The sequence below is a fragment of the Vibrio sp. Isolate25 genome, from assembly GCF_022398025.1.
In the GTDB taxonomy this organism is placed as follows: Bacteria; Pseudomonadota; Gammaproteobacteria; order Enterobacterales; family Vibrionaceae; genus Vibrio; species Vibrio coralliilyticus_A.
In genome coordinates, this window is the sequence record NZ_JAKEUT010000001.1 from 1,064,635 (window position 1) to 1,085,434 (window position 20,800).

A 20,800-nucleotide genomic window follows, 5' to 3' on the forward strand; every position below is an offset into this window, starting at 1 on the left:
GTTTATTCCTCCAGATTGAGCTTACGGCTTGAAATCTCGTCTTGGATGTATGAGATAAAGTCATCCACTTTAAACTTACCGAGATCCTTGCCTTTACGAGTACGTACTGCAATCTCTCCAGCTTCCATTTCTTGGTCGCCACAAACCAGCATATACGGCACACGCTTCAAAGTATGTTCGCGGATTTTAAAGCCAATCTTCTCATTTCTCAAGTCTGCTTTAGCTCTAATTCCACATTTTTGTAGTTTTTGGGCCACTTCCTGAGCATAATCCGATTGCTTATCAGTAATATTCATAATTACTGCTTGCTCCGGAGATAGCCAAGTCGGGAAGAAACCGAAGTATTCTTCAATCAGAATACCGATGAATCGTTCTAGTGAACCTAGGATCGCACGGTGAATCATAACAGGAACTTGACGTTCGTTGTTTTCATCCACGTAAGTCGCACCTAAACGGCCTGGTAGGTTGAAGTCTAGCTGAACCGTACCGCACTGCCATGCACGGTCTAAACAGTCGTGCAGTGTAAATTCAATCTTAGGCCCGTAGAATGCCCCTTCGCCCTCTTGGATTTCGTATGGAATATCCATCGACTCCAGAGACTGCTTTAGCGCTTCTTCTGACTGATCCCAGATCTCATCTGAACCTACACGCTTTTCAGGACGCGTCGACAGTTTCACGACGATGTTGTCGAAACCAAAAGTTTGGTATGTATCATAGACCATTTTGATACAACCCGTAACTTCGTCCTGAATTTGGCTTTCAGTACAGAAGATGTGTGCATCATCCTGAGTGAAACCACGCACACGCATAATACCGTGTAGTGCACCAGAAGGTTCGTTACGGTGACAAGAACCAAACTCAGCCATACGTAACGGCAAATCGCGGTAAGACTTTAGACCTTGGTTGAAGATCTGTACGTGGCCCGGACAGTTCATTGGTTTCAATGCGTACTCACGGCTCTCCGAAGATGTTGTGAACATCGCTTCTGCGTATTTGTCCCAGTGACCTGAACGCTCCCATAGAACGCGATCCATGATAAGCGGACCTTTAACTTCTTGGTAACCGTATTCGGTCAGTTTCTCACGGACGAATACTTCAAGATCACGGAAAATAGACCAACCATTATGATGCCAGAACACCATACCCGGTGCTTCTTGCTGCATGTGGAATAGGTCTAGCTGTTTACCAATCTTACGGTGGTCACGCTTCGCCGCTTCTTCTAAACGAGTTAGGTGCGCCTTCAACGCTTTTTTGTCGTGGAATGCAGTACCGTAGATACGCTGAAGCATCTTGTTATCGCTGTTACCACGCCAGTAAGCACCCGCTACGTTAAGTAGCGTGAAGTGCTGACAGAAACCCATATGTGGTACGTGAGGACCACGACACATATCGATATATTCTTCATGATGGTACAAGCCTGGACGATCGTCACGAGATACATTTTCGTCAAGGATTTCAATCTTGTACGTTTCACCGCGAGCTTCAAACGCATCGCGTGCTTCCTGCCAGCTTACCTTTTTCTTGATAACTTGGTATTTGGTCTTCGCCAGCTCTTTCATGCGCTTTTCGATCTTTTCAAGATCTTCTTGCGTCAAAGAGTACTCTAGGTCGATATCGTAGTAGAAGCCGTTGTCGATGGTCGGGCCAATCGCCATTTTTGCTTCTGGGTATAACTGTTTAATCGCATGACCCAATAGGTGTGCACATGAGTGACGAACGATTTCAAGACCATCTACTTCATCTTTTACTGTAATGATCTCAAGACTTGCATCGTCTTCAATCAAATCACACGCATCAACTCGGTTGCCGTTAACACGACCAGCAATGGTCGCTTTCGCAAGACCCGGACCGATAGATTGAGCGACGTCTAGAGTAGAAACTGGGTTGTCAAATTGACGCTGACTGCCGTCAGGAAGAGTAATAATAGGCATTTAACTGTCCTTTACAGTGGTGTTGCACACCAAGCAACACTTGATTTGTTTTATTTTCTTTATGTAGCAGATAGTTACATGAAGAAAAAGTGAAGATTTATTCAGCTCGGTACACTTTTAGGAACAAATACAGATGAACCTCTCAATGAACCAAGAGCGGATTCTAATGTATTCTAAAGAAAAAAGACACTCACAGAGGCATCTTTTCATCCATTAGTCTGATTTATCTTGCTATACCCTTTATGAACTTGTTGCTGACGGAAGGCTTTACCGTTCATCCTTAGGTGAGTCCATGACCACCATAGTGGTGATAGAGTTGACTTGACGGCACTCCCCAAGTACATCTGCATGAATCTTTTTGTAGCTTGGAAGATCTTTTGTTTCCACTCTAAGTAGATACTCATTTGCACCTGTGATGTTGTGGCATTCAACGACTTCATCAACAAATCTGACGTGTTCTTCAAATTCAAGTTGCGCTTGCTTGCTGTGACTCGACAGACCGATAGACACATAAGCGGCAAAGCCAACACCTAACTGGCTGCTATCCAGTACTGCGCGATAACCTTTTATCACACCTTGCTTTTCTAATTCCTGAACCCGGCGTAAAGTTGCAGAGGGAGACAAACCAATGCGCTCAGAGAGCTCAACATTAGAGATTCGTCCGTCCATTTTGAGCTCATGCAATATTCTTTCGTCAAACTTGTCCATAACGCCCCTAAATTGTGCATCATAGCCTTAATGTTCGAATAAAAACACAAAATTGCGCCTTAATCCACATAATATAGAACTTGACCGGTCAGACAACACATCCAACGCAACAATCTTGCTTTCTAACAATTACAGGAGCCCATCATGGAAATGGAACAACTTGGCGCACTGGTGCTTTTTGCCTTTGTCTCGACCTGCACCCCTGGACCAAACAACATCATGCTGATGACGTCAGGAGCTAACGTCGGCTACAAACGAACCCTACCTCATATGACAGGAGTCGCTTTTGGCTTTGCTTTTATGGTCATGCTGGTTGGTATTGGCCTAACAGGTATGTTTGAAACCTATCCTGTTACTCATACAGTACTAAAATATATCAGTCTGGCTTACTTGGGCTATCTCGCGATAAAAATTGCCTGTAGTGGTAAAGCAAAAGATGTCGAAGATTTCAAACCAATGACATTTCTCGGTGCCGCGAGCTTCCAATGGGTAAACCCCAAAGGATGGTCAATGGCCCTGAGCTCTGTGACCTTATACAGCAATGGCGGTGGCTGGCTTGAACTCTCGATCATCGCGTGTACGTTTCTATTTGCAAACTTTCCTTCTGGCAGTTTCTGGATTCTTGCTGGACGCGAGCTGCAGCGATGGTTAACAAACAACATCAGAGTGAGGAGCTTCAACCTGCTCATGGCTTTACTGCTGGTTGGCTCAACGGTACCAATGCTTTAACACTGTAAATTTGCTGTCTCACTGATGGAATAACTGTTACTCTAAATGCGAAAGAGAATAATTATCGAGTAGAAATATGAAAAAGCCATCAGCAAGATCACTCATTGTTCAATCGACAGAGTCCGTTACCCCTAACATGCAGCGAATTACACTACAAGGCTCTGGGCTTGCCGATTTTCCAAACGAATGTGAAGGCGGCTATATCAAGCTTTTGTTTAATCAAGAAGGCAGTACGGATTTAAGCCAACTGACTGAGACGGAACGGCCTGTCATGCGCACTTACACGATTCGTCAGTTTGATCCAAAAACATGTGCAATTGAAGTCGACTTTGTGCGCCATATCACACATGATTTACAATGTGGCTTTGCCGCTCGCTGGGCAATGGGTGCTAAGGTTGGCGACACCATTTCCATCGCAGGACCGGGTTCTATTTCGACGATGAATTTACAAGCTGATTGGTTCTTTATGGTGGCAGATATGACGGCGCTGCCCGCTTTAAGCGTTAAAGTGAGAAGCCTACCTGAACAAGCGAAAGGTTATGCCGTTATTCAAGTAGAATCTGAAGAGGATATTCAACCCGTTGACGCTCCCAAAAACGTTGAAGTTATCTGGCTTAATGCATCACAATCTTTAGTAGATCAGGTTCGAAAGCTAACTTGGTTAGAGGGGATGGCGTCTATTTGGTGTGCTTGTGAGTTTGATTCAATGCGTCAACTGAGGCAGTATTTCCGCAATGAAAAGGAAGTCGGACGAGAAAATATCTATATCAGTAGTTATTGGAAACAAGGCGTTTCAGAAGACGGCCACAAGGTGATAAAACGACAAGATGCTGACGAAAACCAGTAATCAAAAAGCGAAGCCTTTGTGCTTCGCTTTTTGGTTTGTTCAAAGCTCGTAACTCAAACCGAAGTTAATTTTGTAGTCATCTTTCTCGGGTACGACACCGTCCGAGTCAGCTTTAGTTTGTGAAACATGTTCCCAGATAGCTTTAATACTGAACTCCAAATCCCCAACAAGATCAATGTCAAAACCAAGGTCGTTCTTATGTCGCATTCCACCGGCGTCATCACTCGCCCAGTCAAGATTGTAAGTATGACTAAAGTCGATATCCTTTGTCAGCTCGTACTCAAAGTTGGATTCCAAGGTTAAGATCGTACTGCTGGCACTGTCTTCCTCACCGGCTTCTACCGTCGAAAATTCGCTGTACTGCATACCGGGACCAATTGACACATCCCACTCAGCATCTGAATCTGCCACGAAAAAGTAACCAACCTGCATTGAAGCATTCACCTGATAATCCAAGTTCTGAAATTCATCGCTGAGAACGGACAGTTTTACTGGCCTGAAAAACAATCTGTTGTTGAGGTAAATATCGTAAGATCCATTAAATTGGCTCTTCTGTGCCGTCTTCTCATTATTTGACTCTGACACTTCATGGCGAGCACTGAGTTTCGTTCTTGACTCAACCGTATTGCGCTCTGCTTCAACCTCACCTAACAAAGAGAACTCTTCCGTATTGCCTTTGCTAATGTCCAATCCAAGAAACAGATCTGCCGTCCAATAATCTGAATCCTTCTCTGCACCACGATAGATAGAAACAACCTGATTAACAGGAAAAGAAAACTCCTGATCGCCCTTTTTCAAATACAGTTTATTATCACGAATTGAGAGGTAACCATCATAGATATCCCCACTAGCGGTTCGAATAGTGAAAAAGCTTGCCGTCTCCAAAACCGAAACATCTTCAAGCTCAATTTCTTGATCGCCAAGGTCATCGCTGTCAAACTCAATTTCCTGATCGTATGAGTTCGATTCTTTCTTTACTGTTCCAGTCAGCTCACCTTTTAGCACCTCACCCGATTTTAGCTTTACCCAGTCATCACTTTTATCGATATAAACCGTCTGGCTATTTATCTCTTGCGCATTTTCTTCTGCCGCAAATACGCTAGGTTGGCAAATAACAGTGGCAATAAAAAAAGCCATAATTTTGAGTTTCATCTGCACCTTTTCGTCTAGTAGGAACCCATCTCATTGCGCAATAAGATAATGAGGCAATCGTGTCTCAATGTCAGAAGCGAGACAGGCGATTGTCAATGTTATTGGGCATGATAATTAAGCTGGGTGATATAAGAAAACTCAAGTGCAGTCTATGAATATTTGATCAACCAAACAGAAACGAATCCTTTGGCCCCCCTTGAAAGTGACGCTCTTTTGCTTTTAAATCAAAGGTTATGACTATTACAGCAGCACTACGACCACTAACCCTTCTCTTCATCAGCTCGTTCCTATTGATGAGCAGTCATGGCCTGAGTGGCATCTTACTTCCTGTCTCCCTTTCCGAAAGTAACATCAGTGTTCAATCGATGGGTTTCGTTCTTTCCATGTACTCCGTTGGTTTTCTTTTGGGGGCAATTCTTGGCAAACGTATTCTACGCAACATTGGTTTGGTAAGAACGTTCGCCATGTGTGGTAGCTTAGGAGCCAGCGCCATTCTAATCATGGGGCTTAATTACGAAGTCTGGATATGGGTGATTATGCGTTCCATTATGGGCTTTTGTATCGCCTGCGCGATGACTACTCTTGACACTTGGTTTAACAGCGTGTCAACTGAGTCCAATCGAGGGAAAATCCTTGCCGTTAATCAGGTTGTCATTCTCAGTGCTATCACTTTAGGTCAGTTTGGCCTTGCCATTGCACCACCCAGTGAAACCACCTTGTTTATTTTGTGTGGCGTTTTATTCAGTATCTCGGTAACGCCTGTGGTTTTCATTTCTCAATTCGAGCCTCAGATCGAACAATCCGATTCCATCCCACTCAAGTCGATTTACGTTCTCTCTCCCTTGGGGTTTGTTACGTGTTTCACTTGTGGCGTTTTGTATTCCACCATTGCCAACATGTTACCCATATACGCTGATGGCGTAGGTATTACTGGCTTTCAGCTTTCTGTTTTCATGGGAGCGGCTACCGCTGGCGGTATCTTATTACAACTGCCAATGGGCTATTTATCTGATCGATTTGAACGACGCAAAGTCATACTTGGAAGCTGCTTTGTACTTGCTATCGTCAGTTTCCTACTTCCCGTATCCATTGACTGGCAGTGGTCAACAACACAATTGCTTTTGGTTGCGATGACGATGGGGCTTGTCGCCTGTTTGTATCCGCTGAGTATTTCCGAGACCTTTGACCGCGCAATGAAAGCCCAGCTAGTCCCCGTATTATCAGGTTTACTTTGCATTTACGCGATTGGTTCGATTGTCGGCCCCTACACTGTGTCAGTATTAATGGCTCAATTTGAGAATAGTGCTTTGTTCACTTTCCTTATCATGGTGGATTTAGGCCTTATCATCTTTACTATTTATCGCATGTCAGTGCGTGAAGCTCTGCCAGTCGAAGACCAAGAAAGCTTCGTGATGCATACACCGACATCGATTCACAGTGAGCTGGACCCTCGAACTGAGTATCAAGAATATTCTCTGTATGTAGAAGAAGCTTTGGAACAAGTCGAAGAACTGGCGGCATCACACCCTTCAAATGCCATTACCTTTATTCGCAGTTTGGCTAACAAGCAGCCTGAATGGGCAGTGTCGATCGCAGAGCGTGCTGCGCAAATCGAGAGCATCGATACCGTTCTGCTTTTCAGAGCGATGACGCTAACCAACCCTGAGCTCTCTGTGGACATAGCGAAACGTCTGGCTGAGTCTGACGATAATCAGATAGAAGCACTCGTAGAGTGGCTGGTTGAAAAAGAGCCGGAGAATGCAATGTCTATATTAGCCGCGATTACCGAATCCATGGACGATACACCAACCAAAGTGATTGAAACACTGGCTGAACACGATCCAGATATGCTTGTTGAAGTCAGCCAGGAGTTAGTGGCAAATATGGTAGAGAACAACAGCAACTTGAGACCCGCCGACCGTGAAGACAGTAATCTCACGGAATCGGTTGAAGAGTGGGTCAACGCCATTTCAGAGACGGCTCCTGAACAAGCCGAAGAGATCGCAGAAATGGTTGAGCAGTCGATTCAGGATGCTGACTTAGAACCTAGTAATCCCACCTAATTTATCGGCCAGAAAATCAATCAACAGACGTACTTTGGGTGACAGGTTTCGGTTTTGAGGATATAAAGCCCAAATCCCTTCTCTGTCACCCCGATAGTCAGACAATACTTCTACTATTTCCCCAGAATCTAGCCCTTCCTTGACGTAATAATCGGGGAGCTGAACTAAACCTAAGCCGCGCTTTGCCGCATCCAATAATGCCGCCCCAGAATTGCAGTGAATACGACCTGAGACACGCAGTGACTTTTCTCGTTTATTTTCTTTGAAGCGCCAATAATCAATAGTTCCAACTAAGCAGTGGTGATTATCCAGCTCAGATAGCGTATGTGGCTCTCCATAGCGGGCTAAATAGTCTGGACTACCGCACACATAAAGCTGGCGGCTAGATAACCGCTTGGCCACTAAGCTAGAATCCTCGAGGCGACCTAATCGAATCGCGACATCGACACCCATTTCAATGAGATCAATCCTTTGATTCGTCAGGTTAAGATCTAAATCAACCAAAGGGTAAGACTCAAGAAAGTCGAGTAAAAGTGGGGCTAAATGTGTTTCACCATAGGTCACCGGAGCTGTGATTTTGAGTAACCCTTTGGGGGTTGACTGCATTTGAGTCACGGCCAATTCTGCCAACTCTAACCCTTCAACTAAGTGTTTACACTGCTGGTAGTAAACTTGCCCTGCTTCAGTGGCAGAGACTTTTCTCGTTGTCCGGTTAAGTAACTTGACTGCTAACCTTTCTTCCAAGGCAGCAACCCGCCTACTGATCTGAGCCACAGAGGTATCCAGCTTCTTAGCTGCTGCGGTAAATGACTGCATTTCTGCAACTGCAACAAACTCACTCACCCCCTCCCAATTAGCCATTATGCACTCCTGTTAACCCTAAAATAACACCTTACCATTATTACAATAATGTAAAAATCATTTTCAATTTAAAGGGATTATCTTTACATAGGAAATACCTAGAATGGTGACCCACAAAGTAGAACAGCGAGAAACACCTTCCTCGTCTACGCTTAGAGCGTCAAAAAACAATTACATAGAAAGGAAAATCCAATGGCATTAGATATCAAACCGGGTCAAGAGTTTATCAAGTCAAAAGCCGCTGTGGCTTGGGCTGCTGGTGAGCCTTTAAAAATGGAAGAAGTTGATGTACAACTGCCTAAGAAAGGCGAGGTACTGGTTCGCATCGTGGCGACAGGGGTTTGTCATACGGACGCTTTTACTCTTTCTGGTGAAGACCCTGAAGGTATCTTCCCTGCTATTCTTGGTCATGAAGGTGGCGGCATCGTTGAGATGGTTGGCGAAGGTGTCACAAGCGTAGAAGTTGGTGACCATGTTATTCCACTATACACAGCGGAATGTGGCGAATGTAAATTCTGTACTTCAGGCAAAACCAACCTATGCCAAGCAGTGCGTGAAACTCAAGGTAAAGGTCTGATGCCAGATGGCACCAGCCGATTCTCCATCAACGGGGAAACTATTTTTCACTATATGGGGTGTTCAACTTTCTCTGAGTATACGGTTTTGCCGGAAATTTCACTGGCGAAAGTCAACAAACAAGCGCCTCTTGAGGAAGTGTGTCTCCTTGGTTGTGGGGTCACGACCGGGATGGGCGCAGTACTGAACACAGCAAAAGTCGAAAAAGGGGATACAGTCGCAATCTTTGGCTTAGGTGGGATTGGACTTTCCGCAATTATTGGTGCTCGTATGGCAGGTGCAAGCCGCATCATCGGCATTGATATCAACGAAAGTAAGTTTGAATTGGCACAGCAGCTAGGCGCAACCGATGTGCTCAACCCGCAAAATATCGATAAGCCCATTCAGGATGTGATCATCGAGATGACCGATGGTGGCGTCGACTACTCATTCGAGTGTATCGGTAACGTTAATGTCATGCGTCAAGCATTGGAGTGTTGTCATAAAGGCTGGGGGGAATCGGTCATCATTGGCGTGGCCGGTGCCGGTCAGGAAATTTCTACACGTCCGTTCCAACTGGTCACTGGTCGAGTATGGCGTGGCAGTGCTTTTGGTGGCGTTAAAGGCCGTTCTGAACTCCCAGAAATTGTTGAACGCTACATGGCAGGAGAGTTTGGGCTTCAGGAGTTCATCACTCACACTATGGGCCTTAACTCCGTCAACGAAGCGTTTGATTTAATGCATGAAGGTAAGAGTATCCGTACTGTGATACATATGGATCAATAATGCCCGTTTAACCCGTTAATAAGCCGCTGCATCTTATCGTGTGACGGCTTTATCTGAGAGACTAACAATGAGTTTATCCAACATAAGCCAAAACAAAGTCGCAGGTGGCTGGCACAAGCAATACATCCATGATTCCATAGTCCTAAACTGCACTATGCGTTTCGCCATTTTTTTGCCGCCTAACGCAAGCAAAACCTCCCCTGTTCCTGTTTTATACTGGCTTTCCGGCCTCACTTGCACCGACGAAAACTTTATGCAGAAAGCTGGGGCCTTCAAAAAAGCCGCTGAACTAGGAATTGCCATCGTCGCTCCCGACACCAGCCCACGTGGTGAAGGCGTCTCTGATGACGAAGGTTACGATTTAGGTAAAGGTGCAGGTTTCTACCTTAACGCGACTCAGGCACCTTGGTCTGAACACTATCATATGTATGATTACGTCACACAAGAGCTGCCTGACCTTATCGAATCAAGCTTCCCCGTTTCAGGCGTGAAAGCGATCTCTGGTCATAGTATGGGAGGGCATGGTGCCCTAACGATTGGTTTGAAAAATGCTTCTCACTTCAGCTCCATCTCAGCTTTTAGTCCAATCAGTAACCCAATGCAATGTCCATGGGGTCAAAAGGCTTTTAGCGCTTATCTGGGGAACAACGTTGAAAGCTGGAAGGATTACGACGCTAGCGAGCTTCTCAGGCGAGCACCGTCTCCGATACCTATTCTGGTCGACCAAGGCGATGCCGATAACTTTCTTATCGAACAACTAAAGCCTGAAGCTCTGATCGCCGCGGCAGAAATCCACGGTTCAGATTTAGAACTGCGCATGCAAACGGGCTATGATCACAGCTATTACTTTATTTCGAGTTTTATTGATGAACACTTAATGTTCCACGCGAAACACATGTTCAAATAAACATACAAAGCCAAATAAAAATCCCCTCAGTCACCCAGACTAAGGGGATTTTCCATTTGTTCTGTGGTATCACAGAATTATCATGGGCTAAACATGCTCTAGCTCACACGCTTGCCCCATGAGTGAAGCTAAACTCCTAATTTCCCACCATCGTAACGTGAAATCACAACGGTACTTGAACGAGGCCGCCAAGCTCGCCCGTCATCAGGAGTTTCCGCCGATGCATTCAATGCATCATGTGGCCAGTTCGATGGATGCTGAACGTTAGTAAACATATGACGAAAATCCGGTGTGAAAGTAATACCTGTCGATTCCGCCCCTTTTGGTGCCACTGCAAAGCGTTTGAGGTGTTCTTGGTTACCTACATTGACGACAGGCTCACCATTAGCAGAATGAGAAAGAGCATCAGGTGCCACAGCTAAGATCTGATTATCGACATCAATCTCCTCTTTGACACCAGAGTCGGTTTGAAGCCATAAAATCCCGCGCTGATCGAAGCTAATTCCATCAACGGAGGAGAACTCATTCTCATCGGTTAGGCCGGATAAGTTAACACTTGATGCATCAGCTTCAGCTGAAGAACCAAAAGCAAAGATTTCCCACTCAAACTCTGTCGCAACTTCACCTTCTTTCCAACGAATAATATGACCATATTCGTTATTCGGACGAGGGTTAGCAGCATCCACATCTCCATCGTGACGATCAGTGTTGTTTGTCAACGCGAGATAAACCAGCCCCGTTTTGTAATCCACTGCAGTCCATTCTGGGCGATCCATTGGCGTAGCTCCCATCGCATCAGCTGCGCCAATCGTATTGCGAATAATAGCTGCTTGGCTGCCAATGGTATCTCCAAGGCGGTTACCATCAAGGTCGATAGCGTTTTCAGTCAACGGTAACCACTCACCTTTGCCCTGCTCATCAAAACGTGCAACATACAATGTGCCATGATCCATATATTTGGCACCAATCGCCATACGATCTGCGCCGGCAGATAAGTTTTCACTCGCGTCACTCTCATCCCATAATGCATCCGATACAAACTTATAAACGTACTCATATCGGCCATCATGCCCACTGTAGAAGACGACAGGTTTACCCGGTTCAAGCACACCATAGGTACAATCTTCATGGCGGAATCGGCCTAGAGAGGAACGCTTAGCTGGCTTAGCGTTTGGAGAGTAGGGATCAATTTCAACAATATAACCAAAGCCGTTATCGTAGTTACGAAAATCCTCTTCAGGGCTCGCTCCTAAGACTGAAATATCCCAGCGCTTAAATTCACCTGTAAAATTCTCATCTTGCTGCGGTGGAGAATCCCAGTCTCCGTAAGCTTTATCGCTTGTCGTGCCATAGCGTTTTTGAACATCGTCTGGCTCAGAGGTAATTTTAAAATGACCAGGCCAGTTTTCTTCACAAGTCAAATAAGTACCCCATGGAGTAAAACCATTACCACAATTATTGTAAGTCCCATGAGTTACGTTCGACTTATTGTTTTCAACAGTGAATTTGGTCGTCAGTAAGTCACCCTCAGTAATCGCGCCAGTGACGTCCATTTCAGTAGATAAATGAATTCGACGATTGTAAGGGCTATCAATCACTACCTGCCAAACACTTTGCTCCAACTTAATATGCACCACGGATACGCCATGAGCGTAATATTCTTTACGGACATAGTTTGGAAGCCGACGGCCCAAATAATCCCTATCGTTAGATTCAAAATCATCTTCATGTAAAGTATTTTGGTTTATAAACTCATGGTTCATACACAAAATACCCTGAGTATCATCCAGTGGGAAATAATGCATACCATCATGCATTTGCCCAACAGAATGCAACTGGTCTATATCGCGATTTGTTCCATCTTGTTTAAATGGTTGAATAAAATCATTATGAGAAGACACCGAGAATAATCGAGTCCCCCAAGGAGCTAATACCTGCGCAAAATACCCTTCAGGCACAGTAAAGGCATCTTTCGATTTTGCACTCACTGACTCAAAGCCCAATGAGTTGACTCGCTCAGATACCTCCACTGTAGTTTCATCAGTATCACAACCAGTCAGGCCAAAAGAACTCATAGCGCCAAAAGCAGCAACACCTCCTGTACCTTTTAACATAGTACGTCTTGATAATGCTTTCGACATCACTTCAGAAAGCGGCGTCTGTTTACTTTTATTGAATATTTTATCTGTAGTTGTACAACGACTCATAATACTGCCTTTATTTCCATCAAAAAAAATAGAGCAAGCTCTCTATAGACAAATATTAATAAACATAAATTGTTAAAGCTTTGTTTAAATAAAAAGACAAAACAATAAATATTACAATTTGGAACAAATACAACAAATCAAAGCCAAAACATTAATAACCACACGAAATAAATAAAGACAAATATCATCATAATATTATTAATAAATAATATGAGAGGTTCTTACTATATATATTGCCACATGAATTAAACATTTATAAAATCACACCGAATTAATCATTATTCTCTTAGAGTTAACCACGGACGTAATCAAGAGTACCTCTTGCCTCTTATAACATTTCTTATCTCATGGAGAACATTGCAGCGCACCTTCACATGACGAAACTGGAAATCACGCCTCAAACAGGTAGAATCTCGCCTTCAGTTTTTCGTCGCAACGGCAAGTTAAAATGCATCAACCTGAACATTTGTTTACTCTTTTCAAAGCACCCATTGATGGTTACAGCTTGCCTGACAAGTTCACCTTTCCCTTTTTCTATCAACCACATCCACTATGTGAGCTTGCGGCTCAGGAACTGCAAGAGCACTTAGTTGCGCAAACGGATTGGCAGCATAATTTCGGTGTCGATGGAAACTCAAAGGGCACAGGCAAAATGTTCGGTGTGCTGCTTGTTCAGTCACCAGATGGCAAGATTGGTTACCTTTCAGCCTTTTCAGGAAAAATAGCCGACCAAAACTTGCTACCCAGCTTTGTCCCATCCGTTTTCGATATGCTGACAGAAGAAAGCTTCTTTCGGGCGGAAACCGCTGAAATCATGGCGGCGAATCAAAAGTTCAATCAACTAAAAAGCAACCCTCGTATTGCCGAGCTGACCGAACAGATAAACTTGCTAACTTCTGAGTATCAACAGCAGGAGCAATTACAGCGCGACGCAATGATTACAGGCCGAGCTGAGCGCAAAGCACAACGCAAACTAGCTGAATCCTCACTAGCCGGAGAAGCGCTGCAAAACAGGCTTGATGAATTGGCGAAGCAAAGCATCGCTGAAAAAAACGTGCTTAAATATCTCAAGCTGGAGTGGGATGAAAAAATCGCCGTCTTACAACACGAGCTAGATGAATTAAATACCAGCTTGAATGCATTGAAAGAGCAGCGTAAAACCCTATCTAATACGTTGCAAAATAAGCTGTTTGATAACTACCGCTTTCTAAATATCAGAGGGGAGGAGAAGTCCCTCAATGCGATATTCAAACCGACCAGTGCGCCCGTACCACCAGCAGGCGCTGGCGAATGTGCCGCGCCAAAACTGCTGCACTTTGCCTTTAAGCATGGATTTAAGCCGTTGGCATTAGCCGAGTTCTGGTGGGGGGCCTCGCCAAAATCAGAAGTTCGCCAACACGGAAAGTTCTACCCTTCTTGCCATAGTAAGTGCTTCCCTATTTTGGGCCACATGCTGGAAGGAATGACCGTTGATGATAATCCGCTGGAAGAAAACTGGGCAGAAGACAAAGAGCTTGAGATCTTATTTGAAGATGAAGCTATGGTTGTCGTCAATAAACCTTCAGGGCTACTGTCTGTCCCCGGCAAAACCATCAAGGATTCAGCATACACACGTTTACAGCAACGCTATCCAGATGTGGAAGGCCCTTTCGTGATTCATCGACTGGATATGGCGACATCAGGGCTACTGGTTTTCGCTCTAACAAAGCGTGCGAACAAGAACCTACAGAAGCAATTCATTTCCCGTTCAGTGCAAAAGCGCTACGTCGCACTACTTGAAGGTAAGGTAAGCCAAACCAGTGGTCAGATAGATTTACCAATGCGAGGCGATCCTGATGATCGCCCCCGACAGCTCGTCTGCTTTGAGCATGGAAAACCTGCCGAAACCTATTGGGAGTTGATTGAAACACGAGATGGCCGCTCCAAACTGTACCTGTACCCCAAAACCGGTCGAACCCATCAGCTTCGAGTTCACTGTGCTCACCACCTTGGGCTCAACTTACCTATGGTCGGCGATGGTCTCTATGGTCAACGCGCCGATCGATTACATCTTCATGCACAACGCCTAGAGATAGAACATCCCTACAGTAAGCAACCCATGGTTTTTGAAGTTGAGAGTGAATTTTGAACTCCCAGAGCACCGTGAATCGGTGCTCTTTTATTAGCTTGAACTTCCAGCGCTCGGGCTTATTGTCACAGATAACCTCAAACTTTCTGGTGATATCATTATCAGCAACTATTCTTTTATTGAATCTATTTGCATGTTTAAGGAAGAAAAAATGCGCAGCTTAGTTAAAACCTTTTTATATCTGACCTTATCTCTACTTTTTATCAACTTTGCTCAAGCTAACACCGTTAAACTCGCTAATGGTGAATGGGCACCCTATCAATCCAAATCGCTTAAAAATGGCGGCTTCATGACTCAAATTGTTAAAGAAGCATTCGAAGCAGAAGGCTACCAGGTGGAATTTACCTACATGCCATGGAAACGTGGCTTTGAAGAAGCCAAAGCCGGTAATTTTGATGGTTCTCTTATTTGGAGTAAGAATTCAGATAGGGAGCAGTTTTTCCATTATACCGACTCTGTTATTACGTTAAGCACTGGATTATTCCAACAAAAAAGTAAACCTGTAAACTGGAGCAGCAAAGAAGATCTTAAGAACTTCAAAATCGGCGGTGTAACTGGTTACGCCTATGGAGTCGAAGATATGGAAAAAGCTGGGCTAATCAATATACAGCGTATTGCTAGTGCAGAAAACAATTACAAAAAGCTCAGTGCAGGCCGCCTAGATATCGTATTGGAGGATATGGACGTTGGTATGGAAACCATCACCAAACTCAATTTAACCGACAAAATTGAACCTAATGCCAAGACATTATCAGCAAGAGATTACTTCGTGATCATTTCGAAAAAATCTCCTCGCGCTCAAGAGTTAGTCGATGCCTTTAACCGTGGTCTGGCAAAACTCAAAGCAGAAGGCAAGTTAGATGCGTATCGTGAAGCGTCAATCCGAGGTGAGTATAAATAGTGCTTATTGACTACAGTAAGAATCGATAGTTTTTAAAAGAGATGGCTAACACCATCTCTTTTAGCTTTCTTTACCTTTCACTCCAAAATTCAACTGACACTACCTCCCATTGCTTTGATGTATCAAGCTTAGACAATCACGATAAACCTCAGCACTCCTAACGCCCTCACCTCAAATATCCAAAAACAATCTCAAGCCCACTTAATGATTATTAATCACCTAGAAAACAATTTATATGCAACTAGATTTAAACTCATGTTCGACGCGTCATGAACCTACATCTAATTTTAACCAACCTATTCAAACGAGGAACCAATGAAATCGACACTACGAACTCTCTCCGCTATAGCGCTTATTACTGTAAGCTACAACACTGTTGCGAAAGATCTTTACTTAGTCACTGACTACGATGATAAGCAGTATAATGAGCTTCAAGTTCTCGACCTTGATACCAAAACAACAACTAAGTTAGCGGATATTAATTACGGTGGTCGTTTGGCAGTGACAGAGAATTCAATCTACGTGACGACAAGCTCTCCAAGTACTCAAGCCTTATCACGTGTCACTTTGGACGGTCAAAAATACCGGATGGTGAACCGAATTCCTATGGCTGGTGATATTCCGGTTGTGGTCGATAAAGAAACGGGACAAGTATATACCTCCAGTATCACTCAAGACACTGTGGTTGAGGTTTATCCGGACTACACAGATTCACCAGGAGCGCCAATTGAGGGAGAAGATTTCCGGTTTATATTCGGAGATACGATGGAAGAGTGTGGTATTGCCTACTGTGCGAACAACACTGCATTGGCTATCGATAACGCTAACGAACGAATGTATATGGCACTGGGCGTTAACCAAGAAACGGAAGTCATCAGCTTTCCATTAGGTGAACACTCAACTGTAGACAGACGCCAAGAATTATCGGTTGAAGACGGTATCGACCACGACGAGGATTGGCACAAAATCATCGCAATGCATTTGGATCCGAAAGACAAGTTCCTTTACTTTGCTAATGAACATGGCATTTATCGCGCAAACATCAAAGGAGAATCGAGAAAGGTCGAAAAAATCCTTTCAATTGACGAAAATAACGGATTTGAAGGCGTTGTAGATATGGAAGTCGATTTCGATGCAGGAAAGCTTTACTGGGTACAAATCGGAAAGCCAGAAATCTACTCTGCTGATCTCTCGGGAGAAAACGTAAAAGTCGAGTACGTTACTCAAGGCGGAACCACATTTGAATTAGCCTTTATGGACTAGTACTTTCACGCCAACCAAAAGGCCTAACATATGTTAGGCCTTTGATTGTTTAAGTTAGTCACCCCACACCATGTTGACAAACTCTGGATGGTCAACATACGGGTTGCGGTTACCTTGGAAATTATACACCGCGTTGTTGCGATCAATTTCCTTCTGGTCAACTGGGTCGTTGGCATGCCAGCGTTTTAACATAGCCAAAACCCAAGGTTCAAATACTGTTGTATTAGTGCCATTGAGCACAGCGTTAGAGTTGTCGCTGTTCCCTTCCCAATTAGCGATCTCGTTTTCATAACGTGTCGCCATGTAGAAATACGCACGGGCCAAATCACCTTTGAACTCATCAATAGGCTCAAACACGGTACCAGAGTAGCCTAGACTAGACGCCGCAGACCCGACCTTTGAACCATTGGAAGATGTGTATGTCGCACTACCTACTTCACCGAATGGCCAGCTGCTGCGTTTCGCATTCACGTAACCATCTGTCGCATACAAGTGGTGACCATCCGAGTTCATGGGCTCCACTTTTCCACCAAACCAACTCTTAGGGAAAGAGTGTTCGCGGTTGTAACAATCGCCTTCTTTACTGTACTGACCGCATTGGTCTGTCACTTTAGTAAAGTTAATCGAATCACTGCCGGACACCTTCTCTGAGTAGATATCGAGAATCGTCCCGTCCTTCTCATAGTAGTTATCGATATCAGCGGCTTTGACCAAATCCCAAACAGCAGAGTAGCCTTGCGAGTTGTGATTATTGATGATGTTATACAGCGCAGTCTTCAGCGTATAGCCTGTTTTGCCTTCGGCTGATTTGTAGTAGTCACCGAGCACTGGTGGTTCTGGTTCAGGGTCGCTACCACCAAGCGTAAAGGAGTGCTGGGAAGAATTGGTAAAGTCGCCGCCAGACGCAAGAGTTTGCCCGTTGGAGGTTAGCGTGTAAGACCCATTTCCAGAGCTACAACAAATGCCATCGCCATAGGAATCAACGACTTCAAACACATACGAGCCTGATTCAACACACATCGCCTTTTCATAGCTGGTGTTATTGCCGTAGTCAGAGCCAGAGAATAGAGTCTGATTGCTGCTGTTTTTCAGCGTCCAACTTGTTTCAGATCCATAACTGTCAGTCGTCAGGTTGAGTGTGACTTCATGATTGCTACAAGTTGTCGGAGGTGGTGTTACAGCACCATCAGATGGCTGGAAGTTATCTATGTAGACGACTTCGGAACCATCAAATCCAGACTCGTCATAGAAGCGCAACCCAACGTTTATGCTCTTGGTACTGCTGGCCGTGTACGAATAAGCAATATCCTGCCATTGACCGGTTTGGCTAGGTACGCTGTAATTTTGGTATCCATCCACATACAGGCGTGCTTTAATATTGCCTTCAGTGTGATAAACAGACACAGAAAAGTTATACGTCTGCCCCGACACCACACTTACAGACTGCTGAAAGTCTGTATTGCTTTGCGTACCGGTTTTGACCGTCACCTTTGCTGCATTGCTACCACTTTTTACAATGCTGGTTTCCTGTGACACCGAAATGCCACTGTCAATTGTGTTCCACCCTGTTGGAGAGGAACTGCTCCATTGTTCGAAATCACCATTGGTCATTTCAGCCAGAGCAAGCGTAGGGGTAAGAAATAGAGACGCCAGTAAGACGCTTTTATTCAACGGAGAACTCATCTTGTTTCCTTTTTATTTTATAAGTCCGAAATATAGATTAGATTTTATCCATTGAATTACTAAAACCTGTGTCGCAATTTTAAGCAATAGCACTAATAACAATTCAAGAAAGTTTAATATAAACCCCACTTTCAACAAATTTAACAACAAAGAGCAACGAGAGGTTAATTCCAATTTAATAAGGATGCTGCTCTCTAAATAAATGCCAAGCACAACGAGTCAATTAGCTCGATAACATAGCGCTCATTATTGTTCATACCTCAGACAAGGTTTCTTTCATAATTACCGAGATATTGCTCTGAATAAGTAACACAAGGTGTCAGTGGTTAGCTGAGTTTTGACCTAATGATCCTCACCAATGGCTTAATTACGTCTTTGTCGCTCCAATACCGTGCATGGCTGAATAAATTCCAAGACGACATCAAACCACCTGAATTTATCGGGTGATCTTTAACTATCAAGTCATAAGTGTTACCTAATTGCCTCAAAGGCCAGCCAAGTACATCATCGGGATCATAATAATTATCCCAACGGAATGAGGTTGTCGGCTTTGCAAAACATACTCTATTCTGCAGTCCTGCATTAAACAGAGGAATATTACAACCCGTGGTAATGAGGTTTTCACAAGTTTCTAACTTCATGAAGGATTTCTTGTGATCATCACCATTATAGTTCTCGAACTTATTAAGATCGTGTTGAGCATCCCATATATAATTCGAAATCACCTGACAACCTAAAGATTGAGCAATGATGATCACCGGTCTACTTGCCTTGTGCCCTATATCTATATACGCATGTTCAAGTGTATTAAAAATTGCCTCCTGAACTGCAAGATATTTTTCGTTTTGCCTGCTGGCACTGTGCTCAAGTGATCCAGCATCTCCGAATCCATATAGAAAGAACTGTCTTAATCGAATGGCATCGAGCTCATTACTCGGTTCTGAGGTCATCGCTTGCCAAAGCTCATCTTCTGGCTGTTGTAAAATAGGTGCATACTGAACGTTTTGAAATGATACCTTAGCCCACTCTGAACCTAGCTCTTCCTTCAAATGTTCCTCAAGCACATCATAGTAATCAGGCTTTATTTTCCCCATGCCGTGAAGTGTGATTAAAGCCACTTCTTTCATTCTGTTTTCCTTCATAAAGAGTCATTAACTGCAGAGGATCAACTCATTAGATAGTACGTTTCTACCGAATATAGTGACCGGCTAACACACTCTATTCGTCATCAATTACTTTCGAAGATCGGTATCCCAAAACCCAAGATCTGGCTGTTCAAGCTCAACTGGCTGATAGCCTACGATTTTGTCTAGGCGCTTATGTGCTTCATCAAACTTTCGAGCTAACTCGTACAATTTGGCGAGTGACTTAGCGTTATTCCAAATCTGATAATACGTTTCGATTTGTTGTTCCGCATAATCGTTGCAGCTATATTTGTAGAAACCTTTGTGCTCTGAAGTAACATCAGCCCACTCATCACTCTCTAGACATAATTGGAAATCAACAGGCAGTACATCATTGGCGGTTCTGCCTACTTTAATGTTGTGAGTATTTAGACAAGCAGCAACAAAGTTAGAACAAACAAACGACTCATCCGCTTTTTTACCAGAGAAAATCGTCAATAAATCATATCTTTTCCCTAAGTGGTAAAGTGCATCCATGGCATATTCTGCTCCAACCACTGAATCTTTTGCAGTTGCAGCTAATGTCTTGTTCCGTATTACCATCCAGTTTTCGCCAAACTCTTCTAAGATGGATTCGAATGTCACGATGTGGACGCCTTGCTTAGGCATCGCATGAGCCACGATATTTGGCCCTAAACACAGTGCAACATGGCTATAAGCCGCTTCGTTTTTTCTACGTTTAGTCTGAAAAATTTTATTAGGCTTTGATAGCTTACCTACCCCATTTAAAAGCAGCACATCCCCAAAAATGATATCCATCGAATTCCTCTAATTTATAGCAATAGGTACAGATATGTTTGTAACCCCATGAAAAGCATGACTATAACAGACATAAATGAGTGTGCACCTTTCAAAAATCAACCTATCAGAAAAAGCATTAAGTTGCATATTGAAG

At 43.9% G+C, this 20,800-nt stretch carries 16 protein-coding genes; 8 read left to right on the forward strand and 8 right to left on the reverse strand.

Annotation, left to right across the window (positions count from 1 at the left end):
- Positions 1-2 precede the first annotated feature (2 nt).
- Both thrS and L1D15_RS04695 read right to left on the reverse strand, forming a co-directional pair.
- Positions 3-1,931, reverse strand: a complete 1,929-nt coding sequence (thrS, locus tag L1D15_RS04690) for a threonine--tRNA ligase (RefSeq protein WP_239874823.1) — start codon at positions 1,929-1,931, stop codon at positions 3-5.
- Between the two features lie 267 nt (positions 1,932-2,198).
- On the reverse strand, positions 2,199-2,639 hold the full coding sequence (locus L1D15_RS04695) for an Lrp/AsnC family transcriptional regulator (RefSeq protein WP_239836085.1): 441 nt from the start codon (positions 2,637-2,639) through the stop codon (positions 2,199-2,201).
- Positions 2,640-2,783: 144 nt separating this feature from the next.
- Here L1D15_RS04695 and L1D15_RS04700 point away from each other — a divergent pair, with 144 nt between their 5' ends.
- On the forward strand, positions 2,784-3,368 hold the full coding sequence (locus L1D15_RS04700) for a LysE family translocator (protein ID WP_239874824.1): 585 nt from the start codon (positions 2,784-2,786) through the stop codon (positions 3,366-3,368).
- 76 nt (positions 3,369-3,444) lie between these two features.
- Entirely contained in the window at positions 3,445-4,215 is a 771-nt protein-coding gene (locus tag L1D15_RS04705; RefSeq protein ID WP_239874825.1) for a siderophore-interacting protein, read from the forward strand.
- 39 nt (positions 4,216-4,254) lie between these two features.
- On the opposite strand, the gene L1D15_RS04710 is transcribed toward L1D15_RS04705, so the two are convergent.
- On the reverse strand, positions 4,255-5,367 hold the full coding sequence (locus tag L1D15_RS04710; RefSeq protein ID WP_239864412.1) for a DUF481 domain-containing protein: 1,113 nt from the start codon (positions 5,365-5,367) through the stop codon (positions 4,255-4,257).
- 233 nt (positions 5,368-5,600) lie between these two features.
- On the opposite strand from L1D15_RS04710, the gene L1D15_RS04715 reads away from it, so the two are divergent.
- Positions 5,601-7,430: an MFS transporter gene (locus tag L1D15_RS04715; protein WP_239874826.1), complete on the forward strand. Its 1,830-nt coding sequence runs from the start codon at positions 5,601-5,603 to the stop codon at positions 7,428-7,430.
- Here the strand turns inward: L1D15_RS04715 and L1D15_RS04720 are convergent.
- Positions 7,407-8,291 (reverse strand): LysR family transcriptional regulator, encoded by an 885-nt coding sequence (locus L1D15_RS04720; RefSeq protein ID WP_239874827.1) that lies wholly within the window; start codon positions 8,289-8,291, stop codon positions 7,407-7,409. The genes L1D15_RS04715 and L1D15_RS04720 overlap by 24 nt on opposite strands.
- Before the next feature lie 192 nt (positions 8,292-8,483).
- Between L1D15_RS04720 and L1D15_RS04725 the strand changes: the two genes are divergently transcribed.
- Positions 8,484-9,632: an S-(hydroxymethyl)glutathione dehydrogenase/class III alcohol dehydrogenase gene (locus L1D15_RS04725; protein WP_239874828.1), complete on the forward strand. Its 1,149-nt coding sequence runs from the start codon at positions 8,484-8,486 to the stop codon at positions 9,630-9,632.
- A gap of 67 nt (positions 9,633-9,699) precedes the next feature.
- Positions 9,700-10,539 carry an S-formylglutathione hydrolase gene (fghA, locus tag L1D15_RS04730; RefSeq protein ID WP_239874829.1) on the forward strand — a complete coding sequence of 280 codons (840 nt, stop codon included), beginning with the start codon at positions 9,700-9,702 and terminating at the stop codon, positions 10,537-10,539.
- A 128-nt stretch (positions 10,540-10,667) separates the two neighbouring features.
- On the opposite strand, the gene L1D15_RS04735 is transcribed toward fghA, so the two are convergent.
- Positions 10,668-12,746, reverse strand: coding sequence for a PhoX family phosphatase (locus tag L1D15_RS04735; RefSeq protein ID WP_239874830.1), 2,079 nt, complete (start codon positions 12,744-12,746; stop codon positions 10,668-10,670).
- A gap of 448 nt (positions 12,747-13,194) precedes the next feature.
- Between L1D15_RS04735 and L1D15_RS04740 the strand changes: the two genes are divergently transcribed.
- The 3 genes from L1D15_RS04740 to L1D15_RS04750 all read left to right on the forward strand — a co-directional run bounded on the left by L1D15_RS04740 (position 13,195) and on the right by L1D15_RS04750 (position 17,038).
- Positions 13,195-14,874 (forward strand): RluA family pseudouridine synthase, encoded by a 1,680-nt coding sequence (locus L1D15_RS04740; protein WP_239874831.1) that lies wholly within the window; start codon positions 13,195-13,197, stop codon positions 14,872-14,874.
- A 151-nt stretch (positions 14,875-15,025) separates the two neighbouring features.
- Positions 15,026-15,775 (forward strand): transporter substrate-binding domain-containing protein, encoded by a 750-nt coding sequence (locus tag L1D15_RS04745; RefSeq protein ID WP_239874832.1) that lies wholly within the window; start codon positions 15,026-15,028, stop codon positions 15,773-15,775.
- 315 nt (positions 15,776-16,090) lie between these two features.
- Positions 16,091-17,038, forward strand: coding sequence for a hypothetical protein (locus tag L1D15_RS04750; RefSeq protein WP_239874833.1), 948 nt, complete (start codon positions 16,091-16,093; stop codon positions 17,036-17,038).
- 54 nt (positions 17,039-17,092) lie between these two features.
- Here L1D15_RS04750 and L1D15_RS04755 read toward each other — a convergent pair whose 3' ends face one another.
- From L1D15_RS04755 to L1D15_RS04765, 3 genes are all read right to left on the reverse strand, one after another.
- Entirely contained in the window at positions 17,093-18,721 is a 1,629-nt protein-coding gene (locus L1D15_RS04755) for an endonuclease (RefSeq protein ID WP_239874834.1), read from the reverse strand.
- Between the two features lie 326 nt (positions 18,722-19,047).
- Complete coding sequence (locus tag L1D15_RS04760) at positions 19,048-19,848, reverse strand: hypothetical protein (protein ID WP_239864426.1); 801 nt, start codon at positions 19,846-19,848, stop codon at positions 19,048-19,050.
- 105 nt (positions 19,849-19,953) lie between these two features.
- Positions 19,954-20,664 (reverse strand): YiiX/YebB-like N1pC/P60 family cysteine hydrolase, encoded by a 711-nt coding sequence (locus tag L1D15_RS04765; RefSeq protein ID WP_239874835.1) that lies wholly within the window; start codon positions 20,662-20,664, stop codon positions 19,954-19,956.
- Between the last annotated feature and the right edge of the window lie 136 nt (positions 20,665-20,800).